Below are 20,629 nucleotides of genomic sequence, written 5' to 3'. Positions count from 1 at the left end.
TAATTAAAAAAGTGGGGATGGGCATCGCCTCACTCAAAAACGGTCAATCATCTCTGAAGGTGAAAGACAAGAAGCCTACACCATAATCTTTGATTCGGTGTAGGAGTATGTCACGTTTTATACCAGATCCTGTTCTGAAAACATACTTATTTGTGAGGTAAGGCAAGAGGCAAGAGGGAGAAGGGAGCAGGGTGTAGGGTGTAGGGTGTAGGGAATAGGCAATAGGTTTTCAAGTCATTTTTGCTAAATTTTTAAAAGGGGTGAGTGAAAACGGCATTTAGTATTAGGTATTATTACTCTTCCCTATTACTATAATTAGAAAAAATCCCCACTCTGTTGAGAGGGGAAAGTAAGTTTAATAGGCGTCTTGTAGTTCGTAAAAGTCTGGAGAGATATAATCTTTACGCAAGGGCCAACCCACCCAATCTTCTGGCATTAAAATGCGTTTGAGATTGGGATGACCCGAGTAAATAATGCCATACATATCATAGCTTTCTCTTTCTTGCCAATCAGCAGCTTGCCAAATCCAATAAACTGAAGGAACTACAGGATTTTCTCTAGGTAAGAACACTTTGATTCTGACTTCTTCTATGGGTGATTCATCATCTGTAAGTTTTACTAAATGATAAAAACTCACTAATTCTTTACCAGCACCTAAATCATAAGCTCCTTGACATTGGAGATAGTTAAAACCCTGATCATAGAGAGCTTGGGCGATGGGTAGTAATAAATCTGGGCTAACCTTGATTAGTTCAATCCCGAGATGATCACTAGGGAGTACTTCGTATTCCCAATTATTAGCAGTCAACCAACTACCAACTTTGCCTACCGGGGCTAATTCTGCACTATTCTCCGTCACTGTTAATTTCCTCCTGTTGGGGTTGTAATAACTCTGAAGCTAGGGGTTGTTCTCCCTGGGTTAATTGTGGAGGTGTTTGTTGATTAATGGTTTGTAGATATTTACCAGTGAGAATGGGTTCTACTGCTTGCAAATTATGTGTAATACTGTAGTAGCGATGAGTTTGTTCTGTTTTTGAAGCTCTTTCTTGGAGAGACTCATTAGCTACTTTTTTGCGTAGTTTGACAATGGCGTCGATAATCGCTTCAGGGCGAGGAGGACAACCAGGTATATAAACATCTACAGGAATCAGTTTATCTACCCCTCTGACTGCGCTAGGGGAATCAGAGCTAAACATACCACCTGTGATGGTACAAGCACCCATAGCGATGACGTATTTAGGTTCGGGCATTTCTTCATAAAGACGAACCAAAGCAGGGGCCATCTTCATAGTAACTGTTCCTGCGGTGATGATTAAATCAGCTTGTCGAGGGCTAGAACGAGGTACTAACCCAAATCTGTCAAAATCAAAGCGAGAACCAATCAGAGCTGCAAATTCTATGAAGCAACAAGCTGTACCATATAGTAAGGGCCAAAGACTAGATAGTTTAGCCCAATTATAGAGGTCATCTACTGTGGTTAAAATGACGTTTTCCGATAAATCCTGGGTGACTTGACCAGGTTTAGCTGGATTAAGAATTTTTTCTGTTTCTTGTTGCAAGGTTGATTTAGGGTTCATGATTCCTCTCAAATTAGTTGACGCACACCTATGACCATTCTAAAGCACCTTTTCTCCAAGCGTAAACTAAGGCGATAACTAGAACAGCGATAAAGATTAGGGCTTCGATAAAAGCGAATAACCCGAGACGATTAAAGGCTACAGCCCAAGGGTATAAAAAGACTGTTTCCACGTCAAATACAACAAAAACTAAAGCGAACATATAATAACGGATGTTAAATTGAATCCAAGCTCCCCCAATCGGTTCCATCCCTGATTCATAGGTTGTACGTCTTTCAGGACCACCGCCACTAGGTCTTAATAGTTTAGAGGCTGTTAAAGCTAACAAAGGCACTAAACTGCTAACGAAGAAGAAACCCAATAAATATTCGTAACCACTTAAAACAAACACTTGATGCTAATTACCTTATTTAATACTGAATTTTGGCTATTATAACTGATATTACTAACCTCCGAAGCCTTTTTTCTTTTTGGTTGTGGATTTGCTATCACGGTTTAAAATCCAGTTGAGATGTTCGGGTAGGAGTGTAGCTAGGTCGTATTGATTGATAATGGTTTCTCTAGCTCTAGTTCTAATGGGTAACATAGCCTCAGGATTATCTAAGGCTTCTTCTACTCGTTTAACGATCGCCTCTACGTCAAAGAAATTAACCAAGAGTCCGTTATAGCCATTTTGAATCATTTCGGTTACGGGTTGGGTATCAGAGGCTACCAATAGACAACCTGTTGCCATGGCTTCTAACATAGACCAAGATAGTACAAAGGGACGAGTTAGATAGATATGTACTGAGGAGGCTTGCAAGACTTTCAGGTATTGGTTATAGGGTAATAAACCTGTAAAGTGGAGTCTAGACAAATCAAAGGAAAACTTATCTAACATCAATTGTTTATAACTTTGACCTTCAGGGAGATTTTTACCATAGGCTACTCGATCTTGTCCAACGATGACTACATGAGTATTAGGGCGACGTTGTTGTAGGATAGCCACTGCTTCCATAAATTGGGGAAAACCGCGATAGGGTTCCATCCCTCTAGCGACATAGGTGATAATTTCTGTTGCTTGAGAAAGGTCTAAATCAATGGAGGGGAGAACTAATTTACTTTCTGGTTCGGGGATAAAAAAGCCTGTATCTACCCCATCATGACGTACAGTGATTTTAGAGTGGAATTCTTGAGGAAATTGTTGACGTTGCCAATAAGTTGGGGATAAACCGCGATCGCAGGTATATAAATCCGTTAACATGGGTGTATTTTTCAGGCGAATGCGAGGACCATCATCCGCACTCAAGGGATCAGATGGGTCAAAGTCTGCGTCTGAACCATGGGAGTGATAAAACCACTCAAAATAGCAGAGTAATTGAGCTTTCGGTAGTACGTCTTTGATAAAGAGAGTCGGTCCCCACCCCGAGTGACCATAGACAATATCTGGGCTAAATTGTTGTTGTTTTAAGGTCTCAATCAGACGATAAATAGCTTGACCTTGTAAAACTGCACCCTCTAGAGTGCGTAGGTAGTGATGGGTTTCTGGTTTAATATCTCTAGAGGGGTTATAGATAACTTTGCTTACTCCTGTTAGTTGTCCTTCTTCCCTGCGAGTACCAAAGACTACTTGATGTCCTTGGGCTGCTAAAGCTACAGCTACATGACGAAATTGTGCGGGGAAATTGGGGTGTAATAACAGTATTTTCATGACTAGTTAACGTATTGTGGCATGACCTCGGCTGGGGTAAATATGCCATAAATCCCGCGATCGTGCAAGGTTTTCCCCGCTTTGAGATAACCAAAAGCAGGTCCACACACATTGGCTGCCATACTGGTTTCATCCCCTAAAGTAAAGGTATGGGTGGATATTTTCCCTTCAAAGGTTCTCCCTGTGACTTTAACATTGGTACTTAGGGGTTTTTTGGGGTTACGAGTATCTACTACTCCTCCTACAGAGACGCGATCGCGTGGGCAGATTCCTGCTAATTCCAACATTAAATCGTCTGCGTGTTCCATATTTTCTAGAGTTAGAATCCCGTTAGTTTTCTCTAACAATGCTTCTACTGCTGCATCACTCATTTTTTGGGCTATTTCTAGGTTATAACCTGGTAAATGGGCGATATCTTCCCTAATTGTCCCTCTATAGGCTTCCCAGTTGGCTATTCCTACCCCAAAGGTGATTTTAACGTTGTGGATTTCTGCGTAACTTTGGGCGGCGATCGCCGCTGCTGCTGTTAGTAATCCTGGTGTCGCGCCACATCCTGTTAGATAGGTAATCCCTGCTTCTCGTAGCTCTTCTTGTAATTCTAAGAGTTGGTTTAGGGCGCTAGTTCTTTTGATAGCATCTACTAACACCCCGCGCCAACCAAGAGAGATAAATAAACGCGCTACTTCTACCATAAAGGTATTGGGAAGGTTGGGTAAGGCTAGAAAATAACCATCTACTTTAGCTTTACTGATTAATTCTTTGATGCTATGCTCTGTTAAAACGCCGTTGGGTTGGAGATAACCAAGAGACCCTTGTTGTTGATAGACGGCGATCGCTTCGTTGACATTTATTCCTTCTGGTTGGTAGATGTATCCCTGTTGATCCGCTGCTGCTACGGGGATCATGGACTGTTTAGGTGCTAAAACTCTTACAGAGGCTTGTCCTAAACCTCCAAACCCTAATACACCAATTCTCATTTTTTCGTTGCTCATGCTTTTTTCTGGGCAGTCTATGAAAGTCTAGAATACCACGAAAGCTACTCGCTATTTTTCTCTTTTGAGGTTGAAATTTTTAGATTGATTTAGGGAACTCTATAGATATAACCAGAAAATGCTAACGTTAAAATAGGTAGGCACAATAATAAATATGATGACTTCCGAAGATAGTACCAATAATCCCCTTACTTCTGGACCACTAAAAGAGTTTGCTGTATCTAAACAAACCGGTTTAGGTTTCTTTGATACTCTCAAACAACCTCGGTTTAGCGGTCAATTGGAGTTGACAAGTCCTGATCATCGTCGTTGGGTATTCTATCTTTATTTGGGTAGAATCATCTACGCTACTGGTGGTATTCATCCAGTGAGACGATGGCGTCGCCACTTAGCGATTTATTTTCCCCATATGCCTTCCCATCTTAACGCTTTACAAGCTGATATTGATAATCTTCCTGTGGAAGACTTGAGAATTTGCTGGGAATATCAATTATTATGTCTTTGGGTGGAGCAACAAAAGGTCACTCTTGAACAAGCGGCTAAGATGATTAGGGCTACTATCGTCGAAGTCCTATTTGATGTTACTCAAGCAATGCAAATCGCTTGTAAACTGAGTTCAGAAAAAACTCTCTCCACTCGCCTAGTCTTGATTGATGCTGAACAAGTAATCGTAGAAGCCCAAAAACTCTGGCAAGGTTGGCAAGCAGCTAAAATCGCCGATCGCTCTCCTGATATGGCCCCGATTATCGCTCAACCAGAACAATTACAACAAAAAACTTCTGAACAAATCTATCATACCCTGAGTCAGTTACTCGATGGACAACAAACTCTCCGAGATTTAGCGGTACGTATGAAAAGAGATGTACTAACGGTTACTCGTTCTCTACTTCCCTATATCCAAGAAGGATTAGTGCGTCTAGTGGAAATCGATGATTTTCCTACACCGACTCTCCCTAATATCCCTACTGTAATTTCTAATAGTCGAGATGGTCAAAAACATCTGATTGCTTGTGTTGACGATAGTCCCTTAGTTTGTCAAAGTATGGAAAAAATCCTCAAACAAAATGGCTATGAGTTTCTAGGTATTAATGATGCTTTAAGGGCGATCGCTATCCTCCTGTCACGCAAACCTGATTTAATCTTCTTAGATTTAATTATGCCTAATGCTAATGGTTATGAAATCTGCAGTCAATTACGCAAACTGTCTTTTTTCCGTCATACACCAATTGTGATTTTAACGGGTAATGATGGTCTCATCGATCGAGTTCGGGCTAAAATGGTTGGTTCGTCAGATTTCTTGAGTAAACCCGTTGACGCAGAAGTAGTGATCAATGTTATTCGTAAACATTTAAGGGAGGGAGTTAACTATAATCCTAATGAAAATTATCTCTCCTAGTGATTTCAACGCTATACTAAGCTTATAAAATAACTATTTTAGAGGTAAATTTAATGGAAACTGCTTTAATCGTTGAAGATTCCCCAACTCAAAGAGGAATTATCACAGGGTATTTACAGCAATTAGGTATTAACGTGGTTGTGGCTAATAGTGGCGAGGAAGCCCTAGAAAAAATCGAGACCACTTCTCCTAATCTAATCGTCTTGGATGTAGTCCTACCTGGACGTAGTGGTTTTGAAATTTGTAGAGATTTGAAAAGTCAAGACAAAACTAAAGGAATTCCGATCATCATTTGTTCAACTAAAGATAGCGAAATGGATAAGTTTTGGGGAATGAAACAAGGGGCTAATGCTTATCTAGCTAAACCTCTCAATCAAGATGAATTTATCCGGACAGTCAAACAGTTAATTAATCTCTAGATCACCATGGTAGCTAATTTATTTAATAATCCTAGTCAAGCTAAAGAAGAACAATTCTTACGCGTCTATCTAGTCCCTGATACTAATATTTTAATCAATATCAACCAAGTCACCGAGGTACTAAATGTACCATTAGAAAAAATTGTACCTATTCCTCAAATGCCAGCTTGGACTATGGGGGTGTACAATTGGCGGGGAGAAGTCCTCTGGATGGTAGATTTAGGTCATCTGGTGGGGTTGACTCCTTGGCATAGACAAAACTATAATAAATCTGATCATCGAGCGATCGTTGTCCATAGCAGCGGGGAAAAATTGGGTTTAGTAGTTAATCAAGTCCAAGACATCGAGTTATTAAATCCAGGAGAGATTAAATCTCCTCCCGCATCTAGTGTGACTCCTGAATTAGTGCCTTTTTTAAGGGGTTATTGGCTTAAAGCCAATGGAGAGATTTTAATAGTTATTGACGCTGAAACTATTATGGCTGCTATGCCTAAACCCTAGATCATGAGGTTTGTTAAGTTAAAAACCCTTTTCTTGGCTATTCTTTGTTTAGGTATTAGTTTACCAGCCCAAGGTAATTCTACCCTTGATTATCTCAGAGAAAATAGAGTTCTTAAAGTTGGTATCAGAGATGACGCTATTCCCTTTGGTTACCGTTCTAATCAAGGTAATCTAACTGGTATGTGTATAGATTTTATTGCCATATTAAGACAACAAATTTTAGCTGAAATTGGACAAGATACACTGACGATTAGATTGATTGAGTCTAGTCTGAGCAATCGTTTCAGGTTAGTAGAAGAAAATATCGTTCATCTAGAATGTGGACCTAATACTATTAGAGAAAATACGGGATTTAAGATTACTTTCTCTGAAGCTTTTTTTGTTAGTGGTACTCAATTTCTACTTAAAACAAGTCAAAGAACAAATATTAATTTAAATAGTGATTTAGCTAATGTTTCTCTAGGAGTATTGCGAGGCAGCACTACTGAGAAATATTTAAGAGAAACCTATCCTGAAGCTAATCTAGTTTTATTTCAAGGCAATACGGGGAGAACTAGAGGAGTGCAAGCAGTTGCACAAGGTAATATAGATGCTATGGTAAGTGATGGAATACTTTTATTAGGAGAAGGAATAGTACTTGGTTTTGATTTTAACCAGACTTATACTTTATTGCCTAGCAACCCCTTGACTTGTGATTATTATGGGATGATCTTACCCGAGGATGACCTAGAATGGAGAGAATTAGTTAACGAAGCGATCGCCGAATTTAACACAACTCAAGATCAATGGTTAACCGAAATAAGAGATTATTTTAATGATGCTCAAAACTATTGTCAGAGTCGCTAACCCCCAATTAGGGGGTTTTTAAGGTTGTTTAGACATTTTTATGTAATTAATCGTTATCCCAATTTTCCGAAGCTACCAGATCACCAATTTGATCTCTCAACAGATAGTCGCATTTTTCTAACTCACATTCTACACATACCCACTCACGAGGGGGAATATATTGACAAAGAACATAAATAGGTTGATGACGACTAATGAAACCTCTATCTAGTAGTTGACGAACTTCGTCGCGAATCATATCGATAGAGTATTTAACCGTAGTTGGTGCTGGTAAAGTGTTGGTAATCATAATCAATTAACTTGGGTAATAAGCTGCTTTTACTTATACTAGTCTAATTTCTCGAATAAGAAAAGTACAAAACTGCTGTAGCCTTAGATACATTTTGCTCAAATAAGAGTAAAACTATTACCCTGTAGGGATTTAAGATAATGGTTAAATTTTTATTAAGGAGTTGAAAACATCTGGGTTTCAGTTCATTGACTTTTATCTTGCTTAATAATTGCCAAAAAAACTTGTTAAAACTTGACAAAACTTAATATAATGATTTCAGTAAGTATAAATTCTTAGGCAACTATGACTACCCATTTTCCCTGGCTCACTGCAATCATACTTTTACCCTTATTAAGCGCCCTAGCTATTCCCGTCATACCTGACAAAGAGGGTAAAACCGTTCGCTGGTATGCTCTAAGCGTTACCTTATTAGACTTTGCTTTAATCGTTTACGCCTTCTGGAATTCTTACAATATTAACAATACCCAACTGCAATTAACCGAGAGTTACCCTTGGTTACCCCAAATAGGCTTAAACTGGTCTGTAGGTGTTGATGGTTTATCAATGCCTTTAGTGATTCTTTCTGGCTTAATCACCACTTTAGCGCTCTTAGCCTCTTGGCAAATTAAACACAAACCTCGTCTCTTTTATTTTTTACTCCTAGTTTTATATAGCGCTCAAATTGGCGTATTTACAGCTTCTGACTTATTATTATTCTTTATCTTTTGGGAAGTTGAACTAGTCCCAGTTTACTTACTGATCTCGATTTGGGGAGGTTCAAAAAGACGTTATGCTGCCACTAAATTCATCCTCTACACCGCTTTAGCGTCAATTTTTATCCTCATCTCTGGATTAATCCTAGCCTTCTCTGGAGACTATATAACCTTCAATTTCAGTGAATTAGCAGCTAAAAACTATACCGTAGCAGTAGAAGTCTTAGCTTACGTCGGCTTTTTAATCGCTTTTGGTGTGAAGTTACCTCTTTTCCCCTTACATACCTGGTTACCAGATGCTCACAGTGAAGCACCTGCACCAGTTTCCATGATTTTAGCGGGTGTACTGCTCAAAATGGGTGGTTATGGGTTAATTCGCCTGAACTTAGAAATGTTACCCCACGCTCATCTTAAATTCGCTCCTGTTTTAGTAATTGTTGGTGTGATTAATATTGTTTATGGTGCATTCAGTGCTTTTGGACAAACCAATCTCAAACGACGCTTAGCTTACTCCTCTATTTCCCACATGGGATTTGTACTCATCGGTATTGCTTCCTTTACCGAGTTAGGTATGAATGGAGCAGTTTTACAGATGATTTCCCATGGTTTAATCGCAGCTGCGCTATTTTTCCTTTGTGGCTCTACCTATGAACGTACTCATACTCTAATGATGGACGAAATGGGTGGTTTAGCTAAATATATGCCCAGAATTTTTGCTCTATTTACCGCAGCTTCTCTAGCTTCTCTAGCTTTACCTGGTATGAGTGGTTTTGTAGGAGAGTTAACGGTTTTCCTAGGGGTAACTACTAGCGATGTTTACTCCTCTGTTTTCAAAACAGTAGTTGTTTTCCTCACCGCGGTTGGTTTAATTCTGACTCCCATTTATTTACTCTCTATGCTTAGAATGGTATTCTATGGTCAAGAAAATCTTAACTTGAATCTAGAAAATTATTCCTTAGACGCTAAACCTCGTGAAGTGTTTATCACTCTGTGTCTGTTAATTCCTATCATCGGAATTGGTTTATATCCTAAACTAGCTACCAATGCTTATGATTCTAAAACCATGGAAGTAGCTAGCAAGGTGCGCTCTGTTGTTCCAATTATTGCCCAACAAGAAGAAGCTACCCGTCAAGCTAGCTTATACAATAGCTTGTTGGTTTCTCCTGGGATGATTGCCCCTAAACTCTAACTAGATTTTTTCTAGATATTCCGACTAGGATTTAATCCTAGTCTTTTTTTTGCTCATTTATGAAATATCCACAAGTTAAAACTATCAATCCATCTTTAAACAATGCCAAACTTTTAGTATTGGCTTTTTATGTTTGTGCCTTGATTATTTTTGGTTTTTTGGTTAATACACCCCTAGAGATAATTTATGGGATACAAGCAATTATTACCTCTCCTGATACCTTAATTACCGATTATATGGGGGTTGGTGGTATCGGTGCTGCTTTTGTTAATTCTGGATTGCTGTCACTGATTGTACTGATTATTTTTTATGGTTTAGAGTTACAAATCAATGGGTTTGCTGTAGCTTGTTTATTTACTGTTGCTGGTTTTGCTCTTTTTGGTAAAAATATTTTTAATGTCTGGTTGATTGTGATAGGAGTCTCTCTCTACGCTAGATATCAAGGAAAGCAATTAAGTGATGTCATTTATGCTGCTTTATTTGGTACTGCTTTAGCTCCTTTAACTACAGAAATACTTTTTAGTACCACCTCTTCTCCTTGGCTAAAAATTCCCCTAGGAATCGCTATTAGTCTTCTGATTGGCTTTATTTTAGTTCCAGTTTCAGCCAATCTCTTAAAAGTACATAAGGGTTTTAATCTATACAATATGGGTTTTACCGCGGGTATAGTGGGGACAATCTTTGTTGCGATACTTAATTCTTTTGGGGTTATCCCTAAACCTCGGATGATTTGGACAACGGGAAACAATGACCTTTTTACTCTCTATCTGTTTTTATTATTTTCTTCAATGATTATTATTGGGTTATGTTGGGAAAATCAACCCTGGTCAACACTACAACAGATTTGGCGATCGCCTGGTCAATTAGTGACAGATTTTGTCTTAACTTTTGGTTTTGGTGCTTCTCTGATTAATATGGGTATAACGGGATTGATGGTGACTTTTTATATCTTATTGGTAGGGGGTGATCTCAATGGTCCAACTATCGGAGGTATATTTACTGTGGCTGGTTTTTCGGCTTTAGGAAAACACCCAAAAAATGTTTTACCTATCTTAGCAGGTATTTATTTAGGTACTCTCTCTAAGTCTGTTACTGCTAATGATGCTTCTATGTTATTAGCCGCTTTATTTGGTAGTACTTTAGCTCCCATTGCTGGTAAATACGGTTGGTTTTGGGGAGTTACCGCTGGTTTTATTCATTCTTCTGCTGTCCAAAACGTCGGTATCCTACACGGGGGATTGAATTTGTATAATAATGGTTTTGCCGCTGGTATTGTTGCTGCTATGCTTATCCCTATCATTGAAGTTTTTAAACCTGATTAATAATGAAACGCCAAAAAGCATAATAATTAACTATAGGGGGTGCTTATCAACAGCACCCTAACTAATTTAAATTAAGACTGAATATTTCTCAACCAATCTTCTAAATCGGTTTGACTAGTAAAATCAATTAAATCTTCTGCTAATCTCTCTAAAGATTCTAAATTTAATTGGGAAATTATTGTGATTAACTCTGGATTAATATTTTCTAATTTTTTAGTTAATAATCGCTGAATTAAATTTAAAGCTTCTTCGGTTTTACCTTCAATTTTGCCTTCTTGTCTTGCTCTGGCTCTATCTCCTTGATACAATGGAGCTAGTCTCACAATTAACTCACTCTCTTCTGTTATAGTCAGTGAATTAAAAAGATATTTGACAATTATTGCTGAAATGGTTTCATTAACCATTGTCCAATAATTGATTGATCTTCCTGTCGGCTTTTGCGCAATGCTTCTTCTAGAAGAGCGAAATTTAACATTAGTCAAACTTTTATCTACAGGAGTGTTTGAACTATTGGCATTCTTTAAAGAGGCAGGAAAGTGATGACTCTAAAAGCATCTGTTTAAGATAAGGTTAGAAGGAAGAATCATCATAGCCTGCTGTAAACTATTATAACTCCTAATCTACTAAATGTCTAGTCACAGAGTTAACAGAGAAGACAAAGAAAACGACTCATACTGATTATCCCTGTTTTGGGGACGGAAAACATAAGCAGATTGGTTATCAACTAGACTCAGATCTTTGTCAGTATAGACTACCGGTAAACCATCTTCTGTTTGTGGTTGATGTTTAAATAAATCAAAAACACTAGGTAGGGTATCGAGATATTCCACAAAAGCGGGCATAGTTTCTTGTAACTTTTGAGTATTTGTTGACGCTGCACTAACGTTAGCATAAAGATTAGCGTCAATATAAACTAGCTGATTTTGAGACAAATCGATATAAGCTATATACTTAGTGAAGTTATCACCCTGAAGAGGGAAAGCTAATTGACATCTACTCGGTTCAAAAAGTTGACCTGTTTGCGGTTTTTCTCCCCATTGTAACGCTGCAAAAACTTCAGCTTGGTCAAAAGTCAGACGAGAATAACAGAGAATATTCCAAACCGCGTATCTAACGTTAGCTTCCTTGAGTTTATCTAGATATAAATCTATTAGTTGACAAGCGTTACCCTCTGCATCTTTAGTATTAGTTGGATCTCCTGAAAAGATAGCAGCTTTACCAAAACTCGGCTTAATCCAGCAACAACTTCCCAATCCCTTCCATTCTTGGTCAAAGAAATTCCAACCATTATCGTACCAAATATTATAAGTAGTTTCTCCTGTTTTCCAATAACTAGCGGTACGAATAAAACGGATATTTTCAGGTATCAGAAAAGCAGTACCACGTCCATAAGGCATTAAGTCACTATCGTTGGTTTGTAACTTAATTAATTTGGTTTGGGGATCAAGATTGACAAATGGTACAATAGGAGTAATTCTCTCTTTAATTTCTTGGGCGATCGCTGTTAATAATTGCTTAATCGCTTCTTCCTCTAAAGGTTTTCCTTCTTTAATTTCTATTACTTGTAATTTTGTCCAATTACCTTGAGGGGGGAAGGTACGATATAAGCGATAATTAATGGTTTCCAAATAACCTTGTAATTTCACCAATTGAATTATTGTTAATTGAGGAACAACTTCCTGAAAAGCTGCAACTGCTGCTAAACCAAATAAATCTAGAGAATGTCTTAATCTGCGTAAAAATTCCCCAGGACGAGTCTTTAATAAGGTTAATACTTGATTATCTTTAGCTAATAATAACTCTTCTAACTGACTATTAAAGGTTGTGATTTTTATCCCTTTATAGAGTTGATCATAAGCTGCAACTACTTGAGGGTATTGATTTTTATAATCTCCTGGATGGAGTTGATAGAGTAATTTTTTCCAGAGATTAGGACGACGTAAGATATCTTCTAGTAAATTATTAGCTTGGTTTAAAAGATTTAAGATAAACCTTCTTTCACTGCGTTTAAACTTACGAAACTTAGGAGGAATTCTTAAGCTAACATCTCCTGCAGATAAACCTACAGCTAAACGTAAAACGTCAGTAGCTGAGTTAACTTTGATAGGTTGATTTTGTTCTAAACAATAAATGAGAATTTGGACTAAATTTTCTTTAAATTGGATCTTATCTGTTTCAACTTTTTCTATAAATTCTGGTAAGAGATAGACTAAATCATCAGATTGTTGTGTAGTCCAACGAGTAGGTAAATAGAGTAAATCGTTAAATATTTGTTCTAGAGAATCAGGTTTAGCTAAATGTAAAACCCGAAAAGTGAGTTTATCCTCTAATTTTGGTCTTTCTACTTCAGATTGAGTAAAATAGTGATTAGGGAGTCCCCAATACATTAAGATTTGTTTCAACCAATATTCAGCCTCTGACATTGCCAAGACTTCTTGGGGGAAGTTTTTATAGACCACAAAATCAGCCATTTTTTGATCGTCACCAGTGATTTTTGGCAAGACTGGTTCAACTCCACCCCACCAGCTAATAATAGCTAAATCAGGACAGTTATTTAAACCTTGATAAGCGGTTTCTGAGAGTGCATAACCATAGTAAGATAGATTGTTAACTACAGTAGCCAGAATATTCAGAGACGGTTTACCCTCTTGTGTAAGGGGTAGATTGATTAAATTGTGGCGTATTAATATTTCTAACCCCTGAGAAGAAAGAGAATTATTCATGATTAGTACTACTGAGACTCATAATACTTATAATATCATAAACTATGAAAAGTAACCTAACTAGTTCAGCAGAAATTCAAGAACTCTTTAATCGAATTGCACCAGAATACGATCGCCTCAACCAATGGTTAAGTCTTGGTCAACATCGAATTTGGAAGCTAATGGCGGTAAAATGGAGTGAACCCGAGATAGGGGATATCGCACTCGATTTATGCTGTGGAAGTGGTGATTTAGCCCATTTATTAGCTAAAAAAGTGGGAATAACAGGTCAAGTGTCTGGGGTAGATTTTGCCGCAGCGCAACTAGCGATCGCCGCAGACAAAGGTAAAGAGATACTCCCGAATCATTCTCTCAACTGGATAGAGGGAGACGTTTTAAACCTTCCCTTTGCTGATAACTATTTTGATTGCGCTACCATGGGTTATGGTTTACGTAACGTTGTAGATATTAAACAATCACTCCGAGAAATCTACAGGGTATTAAAACCCAATGCTAAAGCAGCGATTCTCGATTTTCATCGACCTTATAACCCAATATGGCGCAATTTTCAACAGTTGTATTTAGACTATTTAGTTGTTCCCTTAGCTGAATTGATGGGTTTAAAAGCAGAATACGCTTATATTAATCCTAGTTTAGAACGTTTTCCCCAAGGTCGAGAACAGGTAAAACTAGCTAAATCCGTTAATTTTCAACAAGCTATACACTATTCTCTAGCTGAGGGAATGATGGGAGTGTTAGTGGTAGAAAAATAGTTATAAATCTAATAATTCTTCCTCTTGGTGAGTAAGAATAACACAATCAGAGAGGGGATAGGATTTACAAGTCAGGAGAAAACCTGCTTCTAATTCTTTAGGTTTTAAGAAGTCGTGATCTTGATCTACTTCTCCTTTAACGATTCTACCTGCACAATTGATACACATACCAGTGCGACAGGATACGGGTAAATTTATCCCCTGTTGTTCTGCAGCATCAAGAATATACTGATCATCACGCACTTGAATAGTTTTGTTTAAACCGAGCGCTTGATTAACGAAAGTGACATTATAAACTTTTTTGCCGTCATGGTGAATAAACATATCCAAAACCTTTGTTAGTAGTTATATGTTCATAATTCCCAAATTATTGGTCAAAATCATTAATTGTTACTTAAGTTAATAAAAAAAATCCCACCTTATTAGGTGAGATAGTCAATTATCAAGTATTTATCTTATCTGGTCAGAAAAGCTTGTAGTAATGGAGTTGTTGCCAAAAAATAAGCAAAAGCAGCTCCACCACAACCACCAATAAGAAAACCACTAGCAAACTCGCTCCAGCCTTCTTTAGTACCGAATTCTGCGGGAGGAAGCGGGGTGGTTAGAGTTTCGGTTGCATTACCTGTACGTACAGCAGCATGGAGAGATAGAGCAATAGTTAGAATAGTAACTAAGCTTACTGCAGCTACTAAACCAGCTAAATCTCCCATTTCTGTATCACGTAGAGGACCGAGTAAGGCGAAAGGACCATACAAGAAGTATCCATGAGCCATACCGACTTCTAAACCACGACGATTAGGAGATAATCCTTGACGATAAGCGGGTAAATTATTAATCAATGCTTTAGTAAAACCGGAAGCATTGATGGGAGTTGCTACGTTGCCAACTTGAGGATCATCAAGAGGTTGAGTTAGAGCCATATATCTTAAATCTCTTCTGAAATAATTAAGGTTCTTGATGTAGCTTAATCGAAAATGCTCTCATTTTTGTTATTTTGTTAAGAATCTTGATGTTTTATATCTAGAGTGAGACTCTTTAGAGTAACATACATCAAGAAGATAACTGTATTTTATTAAATCGAGGAAATTATGACTGGTGCATACGCTGCTTCCTTTTTACCCACTGTTTTAGTTCCTTTACTTCCTGTAGCTGCGTTTGCGGTTATGGGCTTGTTATTTCTCTATGTAGAAACTGACGCTGAAGGAGAAGCTTAGGTAATTAACCCAAGAGTTGTGTTACCACAACTCTTCAACCAAGCTTAGCCTTTAATTTTTTGTGCCCAGACTTTGCTAGGTAATCCCCAAACGTAGATAAAGCCTTCAGCGGCGCGGTGATCAAATTGATCCTCAGCGCCATAGGTAGCTAAATCGGGAGCATAGATAGAGTTTTGAGACTCTCGACCCACAATGATAGCGTTACCTTTAAAGAATTTAATTCTGACTACACCTGAGACGCGTTCTTGTGTTTTCAAGATAAACGCATCTAAAGCTTCTTTGAGAGGATTATACCAGAGTCCTTGGTAAATCATTTCACTATAGGTTTGTTCAAGACCGCGTTTATAATGAGTAACATCAGCTAAGAGGGTGAGACTCTCTAAATCACGGTGAGCAGCGATTAACACTAATAGTGCGGGAGTTTCGTAGATTTCGCGAGATTTAATCCCCACAACCCGATTTTCCACCATATCAATGCGTCCTACTCCATGTTTACCCGCGATTTCGTTAAGTTGAGTAACTAAGGACACAGGATCTAAACTGACACCATCAAGTTGAGTAGGGATACCCTGTTCAAAAGTAATGGTAATATATTCTGGTTCATCAGGAGTATCGGCGATCGCTTTAGTCATTAAGTAAATCTCTTCGGGAGGCTCTACCATGGGATCTTCTAGAGGTCCTGCTTCAATACTACGACCTAGTAAATTGCGATCGATACTATAAGGTGAAGACTTTTTCACTGGGGATTCAATACCAAATTTTTCCCCATAAGCGATAGTTTGTTCACGACTCATCCCCCATTCACGAGCTGGTGCTAACACCTTTAAATCTGGTGCTAAAGCCATGATCGCTACGTCAAAACGTACCTGATCATTACCTTTTCCTGTACAACCATGAGCCACCGCATCAGCGCCATATTCCCTAGCTGCATCTACTAACAGTTTAGCGATTAAGGGACGAGCTAAAGCTGTAGATAAGGGATAACGATTCTCATAGAGTGCATTAGCTTGAATGGAGGGGAAAGCATAATCTTTAACGAATGTTTCCACAGCATTAGCTACTAGAGACTCTTTAGCGCCACATTGAAGGGCTTTTGCTTGAATTGGACCTAATTCCTCACCTTGACCTAAATCAGCAGCTAGGGTAATTACTTCCTTAATTCCCCATTCGTTCATTAAATAAGGGATACATACCGATGTATCAACACCACCAGAATAAGCTAGTACTACTTTATTGGCACGAACCATATTGATTTACACTCAAAAAACACTGATTCGCTATTGTAGCTTTTTATCTTGACTAAAAATCATCACTGTCAAGAAAAGACTATTTTTGAGTTGGTATCCCTTTGCAAGTATAATTCTCAATGTTGATTATCTTATAAACAGAGGTTAATTGTGATGAAAGCGTCAGAAATTATGACTACGGATGTAATTACTATTCGTGGTTCAGCTACAGTAGCCGAAGCAGTCCGTTTAATGAAAGAAAATGCTATTCACGCTCTAATTGTAGCTAGACGTGATGATGAAGACGCCTATGGCATTGTTACTGATTCTGATGTAGTTTATAAAGTAGTCGCTTACGGCAAAGATCCTAAAAAAGTTAGGGTTTATGAAATTATGACCAAACCCTGCATAGTCATTAATCCTGATTTATCGGTAGAATATGTAGCTCGTTTATTCGCTCAAACTGGTTTACATCGCGCTCCTGTCATTCAAAATAAATTATTAGGGATTATCTCTACTACCGATATTTTAACTAAAGCTAATTTTGTCGAACAGCCTAGAGTTATTCTCTTAGAAGAAAGAATCCAAAAAGCAAAAGAAGCAGCTCGCGCTATTTGTGCTGAAAAAGGTCCTACTTCTCGTGAATGTGCTGCAGCTTGGGATATTGTAGAAGAACTACAAGCCACGGCAGCTCACCAAAAAGCGGAAAGATTAGAGAAAACCTATTTTGAAGAATACTGCGAAGAAAATCCCGACGCTTTAGAAGCAAGAATGTACGATAGCTAGATTATCTAGTGTACTGACTGTGTTGTCGTTGGCAGCACAGTTTTTTAGTTAATTAGATTAAAATTTCTAATGTATGACAATGTTTGTAAGTTTCTCGCGGAAAACTTCTCTACAGATTTAGCTTCCTGGTTGTTAAGTGAATCTGTAGAATTTACTGTACTTGAACCTACGGAGTTACTAGTTGAACCGATTAGAGCTGATAGTCTCATTTTTTTAAGTTCACCTGATCTGATTTTACATATCGAATTTCAAACCTTGCCATCAGAAGATATACCCTTTCGGATGACTGACTATCGTTTGAGATTATATCGTCGTTTTCCCCAGAAAAGAATCCACCAAGTGGTTATCTATCTAAAACCAAGCAATTCATCTTTAGTCTATCAAAATAGTTTTGAACTACCTGGATTGACCTATACTTATAATGTAATCAGACTTTGGGAAATACCTTCAGCAGAATTACTCAGTAAACCAGGTTTATTACCATTGGCAGTATTATCTCAAACTGAAAATCGAGTAAGAGTGTTAGAAGAAGTAGCTAAAAGAGTAGAAACAATAGAAGATATTAAGCTTAAAAGCAATTTAGCTGCGACATCAGCCATTCTCGCAGGCTTGGTTTTAGATAAAATAATCATTAAGAGATTACTCAGGGAGGAAATTATGAAAGAATCAGTAATGTATCAAGAAATTAGGTCTTCTGCTTTTGCTGAGGGGATTAAAGAAGGGATTAAAGAAGGGATTAAAGAAGGAAGACAACAAGGTATTGAACAAGGTATTGAACAAGGAAGACAAAAAGAAGCAAATTTACTAGTTAAATTACTTAAGCGACGTCTTGGGGAAATTCCTGAAAATTTAACTAGACAAGTCCTTAACCTATCTTCAGAAGAATTAGAAAACCTTGGGGAAGCGTTATTAGACTTTCAAACTCAAACTGATTTAGTTAATTGGTTGAACAGTAATCTGTAAATTTTACTCTCTCCTAGTTTTAGCGTATCACTAAGGATACACCGAGATTCACACCTAGGGTAACCGTAAATGACCCCTAATCGTTAAATGAAGATCGCAACTATATCTATCTAGACTACATCCGTCGTGAATAATGTTTTCAGTAGGAGCTATATAAGCTTCTCCTGGAGCAATTCTGACCTTAATGACGGGATAATCAGGATAAGCTTGTAAAAAAGCATTTTTCAGAGAATTAATTGTCTTAATTTGGATTAAAGACCAAATAGCTAATGCACTTAAATTAATAAATAAAAGATAACGATCTTCTTTACCTAAGTTAAGACAAATACGATTACTTGATAGGTGTCTTTCTTCGATGGGTAAACGATCCCAACTATCAAAATGTAAGCCAATATATTTGTTAGCTTGTTGATCCCAAGTTACTGTAGCTAAACCTGGTGGATTCAGATAAATACCTCGACAGACTAAACTATCATCATCGAGAGATAAAGGTAGAATATACTCAGCTAATCTCTCCATAGCTTGAATATAAACTGGTTGCTGACTAATCCTTTGGCAATCTTGTGGAGAATTGATGAATCCAACTCCTGCTTGAGTAAATAATGTTAAGATCTGCTTAGGTAATTTAACGATACCTATATGTAAGCTTCTATCTGGCTCTCCTGTAATCTCAGTAATTAATCTTTTTTCCTGATTATTAAGCTCTCGCCAACAATTTTTAGGAATATAAGCATCTGGATGATAATTAACCATTTCTGTAGCTAATTTTGTCCCAGAATTAATCCAAAATCTAGTTTTTGAATCCTGGTGATAATCTATAACTTTAATTCCCTCAGTCAGCATTAATTTGTAAAGAATTTTCTAAATCAGCTAAAATCACATCAAGTATAATTTTTTTGGTATAGCGACAATACATCGTTTCTGTGGTGTTAAAGTCGCCATTTTCAAAATATTTATTACCAGGAGATCCTCCACCGCAAACCTCGAAGTATTGACAAGTTTGAGCGCATAAATTAACTCCTTCTTGGACTTTTTGATTAATCTCTTTAAATTTTGTATTTTCTTTAATTAAACTGAGAGAATCTTTAGCTAGATTACCTAAGGCAAACTTACCATATTTAGTACTTTCTACACCTAATAACTCTGGAGAAAAGGTCATAAAATTACCCTGGTGATCGATACTGATAATCGTTAAAGGTGTAAATTGTCCTCTATTTACTCCCCTCTGAGAATAAATAACTTTTTTAAGGTGGTCAAATTCTCTAACATTTAAGGTTTGATTATGAGTTTTATTAAGGTAGTAAAAAGTTTTCATAAAATTGGTAAATTTAGTTTCTGCTGCTTGTTTATTTAAAGAAGAATTCTGATGATAATCCTCGATTTCTTCGATATTAAAACCAACTTGTTTAAGATTATTTTCTACAAAAAAGTTAAAAATTTCTTCGGGGTAATCTAAACTATGTTCAGTTAAAACAGCTATTACCGTAAACTCAATTGAGTTATCTTGCAGAAACCCTACTCCTCTCATCGTTGCTGCGTGACTTCCTAATCCTTTTCTGGTTTTACGATGGTGATCATGGATAAAATCAGGACCATCTAAACTAACACCTACTCTAATATTATTTTCTTTAAAAAAATCACACCAATTTTGATTAATTAAGGTAGCATTAGTTTGGATATTGTGGTTAATTGCTAAATAATCACAGTTAGATTTCATGGCTACTTTTTTAATTATTTCTCTAGCTGATTGATAAAAAGTAATTGGCATAGTTAAAGGCTCTCCTGCGTGCCAAACTACAGTAAAACCATCTTGAATAAATGGACTAGTGAAAATATTAGCAAAAATCGGCTCAAGCAATTCTAGAGAAAATTCTTGTTTCAGATGACGATTAGGTAAATAGCAGTAATCGCAATCTAGATTACAAAAACTTGTACTTTGAATTACTACTAGTTTAATTGGTCCATATTCACTAACAGGAGAAACCATCTAATAATTACCCCAATTATCCCAGTTACCCCAATTATCCCAGTTACCCCAATTATCCCAGT

At 37.4% G+C, this 20,629-nt stretch carries 23 protein-coding genes; 10 read left to right on the top strand and 13 right to left on the bottom strand.

The window, feature by feature from the left end; all coding sequences use genetic code 11:
* Window positions 1-355: 355 nt before the first annotated feature.
* From EA365_03780 to EA365_03760, 5 genes are read right to left on the bottom strand one after another with little or no spacing between them, the layout of a single operon-like run.
* Window positions 356-859, bottom strand: coding sequence for an NAD(P)H-quinone oxidoreductase subunit J (locus tag EA365_03780; protein TVQ47343.1), 504 nt, complete (start codon window positions 857-859; stop codon window positions 356-358).
* Window positions 846-1,577, bottom strand: a complete 732-nt coding sequence (locus EA365_03775) for an NADH-quinone oxidoreductase subunit B (protein TVQ47342.1) — start codon at window positions 1,575-1,577, stop codon at window positions 846-848. Before EA365_03775 ends, EA365_03780 begins: the two co-directional genes overlap by 14 nt.
* A gap of 28 nt (window positions 1,578-1,605) precedes the next feature.
* Window positions 1,606-1,968, bottom strand: a complete 363-nt coding sequence (locus EA365_03770; protein TVQ47341.1) for an NAD(P)H-quinone oxidoreductase subunit 3 — start codon at window positions 1,966-1,968, stop codon at window positions 1,606-1,608.
* Window positions 1,969-2,022: 54 nt separating this feature from the next.
* Window positions 2,023-3,267 carry a glycosyltransferase gene (locus tag EA365_03765; protein TVQ47340.1) on the bottom strand — a complete coding sequence of 415 codons (1,245 nt, stop codon included), beginning with the start codon at window positions 3,265-3,267 and terminating at the stop codon, window positions 2,023-2,025.
* Between the two features lie 2 nt (window positions 3,268-3,269).
* Window positions 3,270-4,259: a saccharopine dehydrogenase-like oxidoreductase gene (locus EA365_03760; protein TVQ47339.1), complete on the bottom strand. Its 990-nt coding sequence runs from the start codon at window positions 4,257-4,259 to the stop codon at window positions 3,270-3,272.
* A gap of 157 nt (window positions 4,260-4,416) precedes the next feature.
* Between EA365_03760 and EA365_03755 the strand changes: the two genes are divergently transcribed.
* From EA365_03755 to EA365_03740, 4 genes are read left to right on the top strand one after another with little or no spacing between them, the layout of a single operon-like run.
* Window positions 4,417-5,655, top strand: a complete 1,239-nt coding sequence (locus tag EA365_03755) for a response regulator (protein TVQ47338.1) — start codon at window positions 4,417-4,419, stop codon at window positions 5,653-5,655.
* 53 nt (window positions 5,656-5,708) lie between these two features.
* Window positions 5,709-6,074, top strand: coding sequence for a response regulator (locus EA365_03750; GenBank protein ID TVQ47337.1), 366 nt, complete (start codon window positions 5,709-5,711; stop codon window positions 6,072-6,074).
* A 6-nt stretch (window positions 6,075-6,080) separates the two neighbouring features.
* Window positions 6,081-6,575: a chemotaxis protein CheW gene (locus EA365_03745; GenBank protein ID TVQ47336.1), complete on the top strand. Its 495-nt coding sequence runs from the start codon at window positions 6,081-6,083 to the stop codon at window positions 6,573-6,575.
* 3 nt (window positions 6,576-6,578) lie between these two features.
* Window positions 6,579-7,421, top strand: a complete 843-nt coding sequence (locus EA365_03740) for an amino acid ABC transporter substrate-binding protein (GenBank protein ID TVQ47335.1) — start codon at window positions 6,579-6,581, stop codon at window positions 7,419-7,421.
* Window positions 7,422-7,467: 46 nt separating this feature from the next.
* On the opposite strand, the gene EA365_03735 is transcribed toward EA365_03740, so the two are convergent.
* The gene (locus EA365_03735; GenBank protein ID TVQ47334.1) at window positions 7,468-7,710 is read right to left on the bottom strand and encodes a DUF4327 family protein; all 243 of its coding nucleotides are present in this window, start codon (window positions 7,708-7,710) and stop codon (window positions 7,468-7,470) included.
* Between the two features lie 285 nt (window positions 7,711-7,995).
* Between EA365_03735 and EA365_03730 the strand changes: the two genes are divergently transcribed.
* Together EA365_03730 and EA365_03725 are read left to right on the top strand one after the other, a co-directional pair.
* Window positions 7,996-9,594, top strand: a complete 1,599-nt coding sequence (locus tag EA365_03730; GenBank protein TVQ47333.1) for an NADH-quinone oxidoreductase subunit M — start codon at window positions 7,996-7,998, stop codon at window positions 9,592-9,594.
* Between the two features lie 59 nt (window positions 9,595-9,653).
* Window positions 9,654-10,916 (top strand): DUF1576 domain-containing protein, encoded by a 1,263-nt coding sequence (locus EA365_03725; protein TVQ47332.1) that lies wholly within the window; start codon window positions 9,654-9,656, stop codon window positions 10,914-10,916.
* Window positions 10,917-10,987: 71 nt separating this feature from the next.
* Here EA365_03725 and EA365_03720 read toward each other — a convergent pair whose 3' ends face one another.
* Both EA365_03720 and EA365_03715 read right to left on the bottom strand, forming a co-directional pair.
* Entirely contained in the window at window positions 10,988-11,320 is a 333-nt protein-coding gene (locus EA365_03720) for a DUF4351 domain-containing protein (GenBank protein TVQ47331.1), read from the bottom strand.
* 231 nt (window positions 11,321-11,551) lie between these two features.
* A complete protein-coding gene (locus EA365_03715; protein ID TVQ47330.1) occupies window positions 11,552-13,639 on the bottom strand; it encodes a hypothetical protein in 2,088 nt (695 codons plus the stop codon).
* A gap of 44 nt (window positions 13,640-13,683) precedes the next feature.
* Between EA365_03715 and ubiE the strand changes: the two genes are divergently transcribed.
* Window positions 13,684-14,391 carry a bifunctional demethylmenaquinone methyltransferase/2-methoxy-6-polyprenyl-1,4-benzoquinol methylase UbiE gene (gene ubiE / locus EA365_03710; protein TVQ47329.1) on the top strand — a complete coding sequence of 236 codons (708 nt, stop codon included), beginning with the start codon at window positions 13,684-13,686 and terminating at the stop codon, window positions 14,389-14,391.
* Here ubiE and EA365_03705 read toward each other — a convergent pair whose 3' ends face one another.
* Both EA365_03705 and EA365_03700 read right to left on the bottom strand, forming a co-directional pair.
* Window positions 14,392-14,715 (bottom strand): ferredoxin, encoded by a 324-nt coding sequence (locus tag EA365_03705; GenBank protein ID TVQ47328.1) that lies wholly within the window; start codon window positions 14,713-14,715, stop codon window positions 14,392-14,394.
* Window positions 14,716-14,846: 131 nt separating this feature from the next.
* The gene (locus tag EA365_03700) at window positions 14,847-15,311 is read right to left on the bottom strand and encodes a photosystem I reaction center protein subunit XI (GenBank protein TVQ47327.1); all 465 of its coding nucleotides are present in this window, start codon (window positions 15,309-15,311) and stop codon (window positions 14,847-14,849) included.
* Between the two features lie 168 nt (window positions 15,312-15,479).
* Between EA365_03700 and EA365_03695 the strand changes: the two genes are divergently transcribed.
* Window positions 15,480-15,605, top strand: a complete 126-nt coding sequence (locus tag EA365_03695; protein TVQ47326.1) for a photosystem I reaction center subunit VIII — start codon at window positions 15,480-15,482, stop codon at window positions 15,603-15,605.
* Between the two features lie 44 nt (window positions 15,606-15,649).
* Here the strand turns inward: EA365_03695 and EA365_03690 are convergent, their stop codons facing one another.
* A complete protein-coding gene (locus EA365_03690) occupies window positions 15,650-16,852 on the bottom strand; it encodes an argininosuccinate synthase (GenBank protein ID TVQ47325.1) in 1,203 nt (400 codons plus the stop codon).
* A 147-nt stretch (window positions 16,853-16,999) separates the two neighbouring features.
* On the opposite strand from EA365_03690, the gene EA365_03685 reads away from it, so the two are divergent.
* Both EA365_03685 and EA365_03680 read left to right on the top strand, forming a co-directional pair.
* Window positions 17,000-17,617, top strand: a complete 618-nt coding sequence (locus EA365_03685) for a CBS domain-containing protein (GenBank protein ID TVQ47324.1) — start codon at window positions 17,000-17,002, stop codon at window positions 17,615-17,617.
* A 69-nt stretch (window positions 17,618-17,686) separates the two neighbouring features.
* Window positions 17,687-18,580: an Rpn family recombination-promoting nuclease/putative transposase gene (locus EA365_03680; protein TVQ47323.1), complete on the top strand. Its 894-nt coding sequence runs from the start codon at window positions 17,687-17,689 to the stop codon at window positions 18,578-18,580.
* 54 nt (window positions 18,581-18,634) lie between these two features.
* Here EA365_03680 and EA365_03675 read toward each other — a convergent pair whose 3' ends face one another.
* Complete coding sequence (locus EA365_03675) at window positions 18,635-19,423, bottom strand: hypothetical protein (protein ID TVQ47322.1); 789 nt, start codon at window positions 19,421-19,423, stop codon at window positions 18,635-18,637.
* Complete coding sequence (gene grrM, locus EA365_03670) at window positions 19,413-20,567, bottom strand: GRRM system radical SAM/SPASM domain protein (GenBank protein ID TVQ47321.1); 1,155 nt, start codon at window positions 20,565-20,567, stop codon at window positions 19,413-19,415. Before grrM ends, EA365_03675 begins: the two co-directional genes overlap by 11 nt.
* Between the last annotated feature and the right edge of the window lie 62 nt (window positions 20,568-20,629).

This window comes from Gloeocapsa sp. DLM2.Bin57 (assembly GCA_007693955.1).
Classification (GTDB): Bacteria; Cyanobacteriota; Cyanobacteriia; order Cyanobacteriales; family Gloeocapsaceae; genus Gloeocapsa.
Note: the sequence above shows the minus strand (reverse complement) of the source record. Positions and strands in the feature narration are given on the sequence as shown.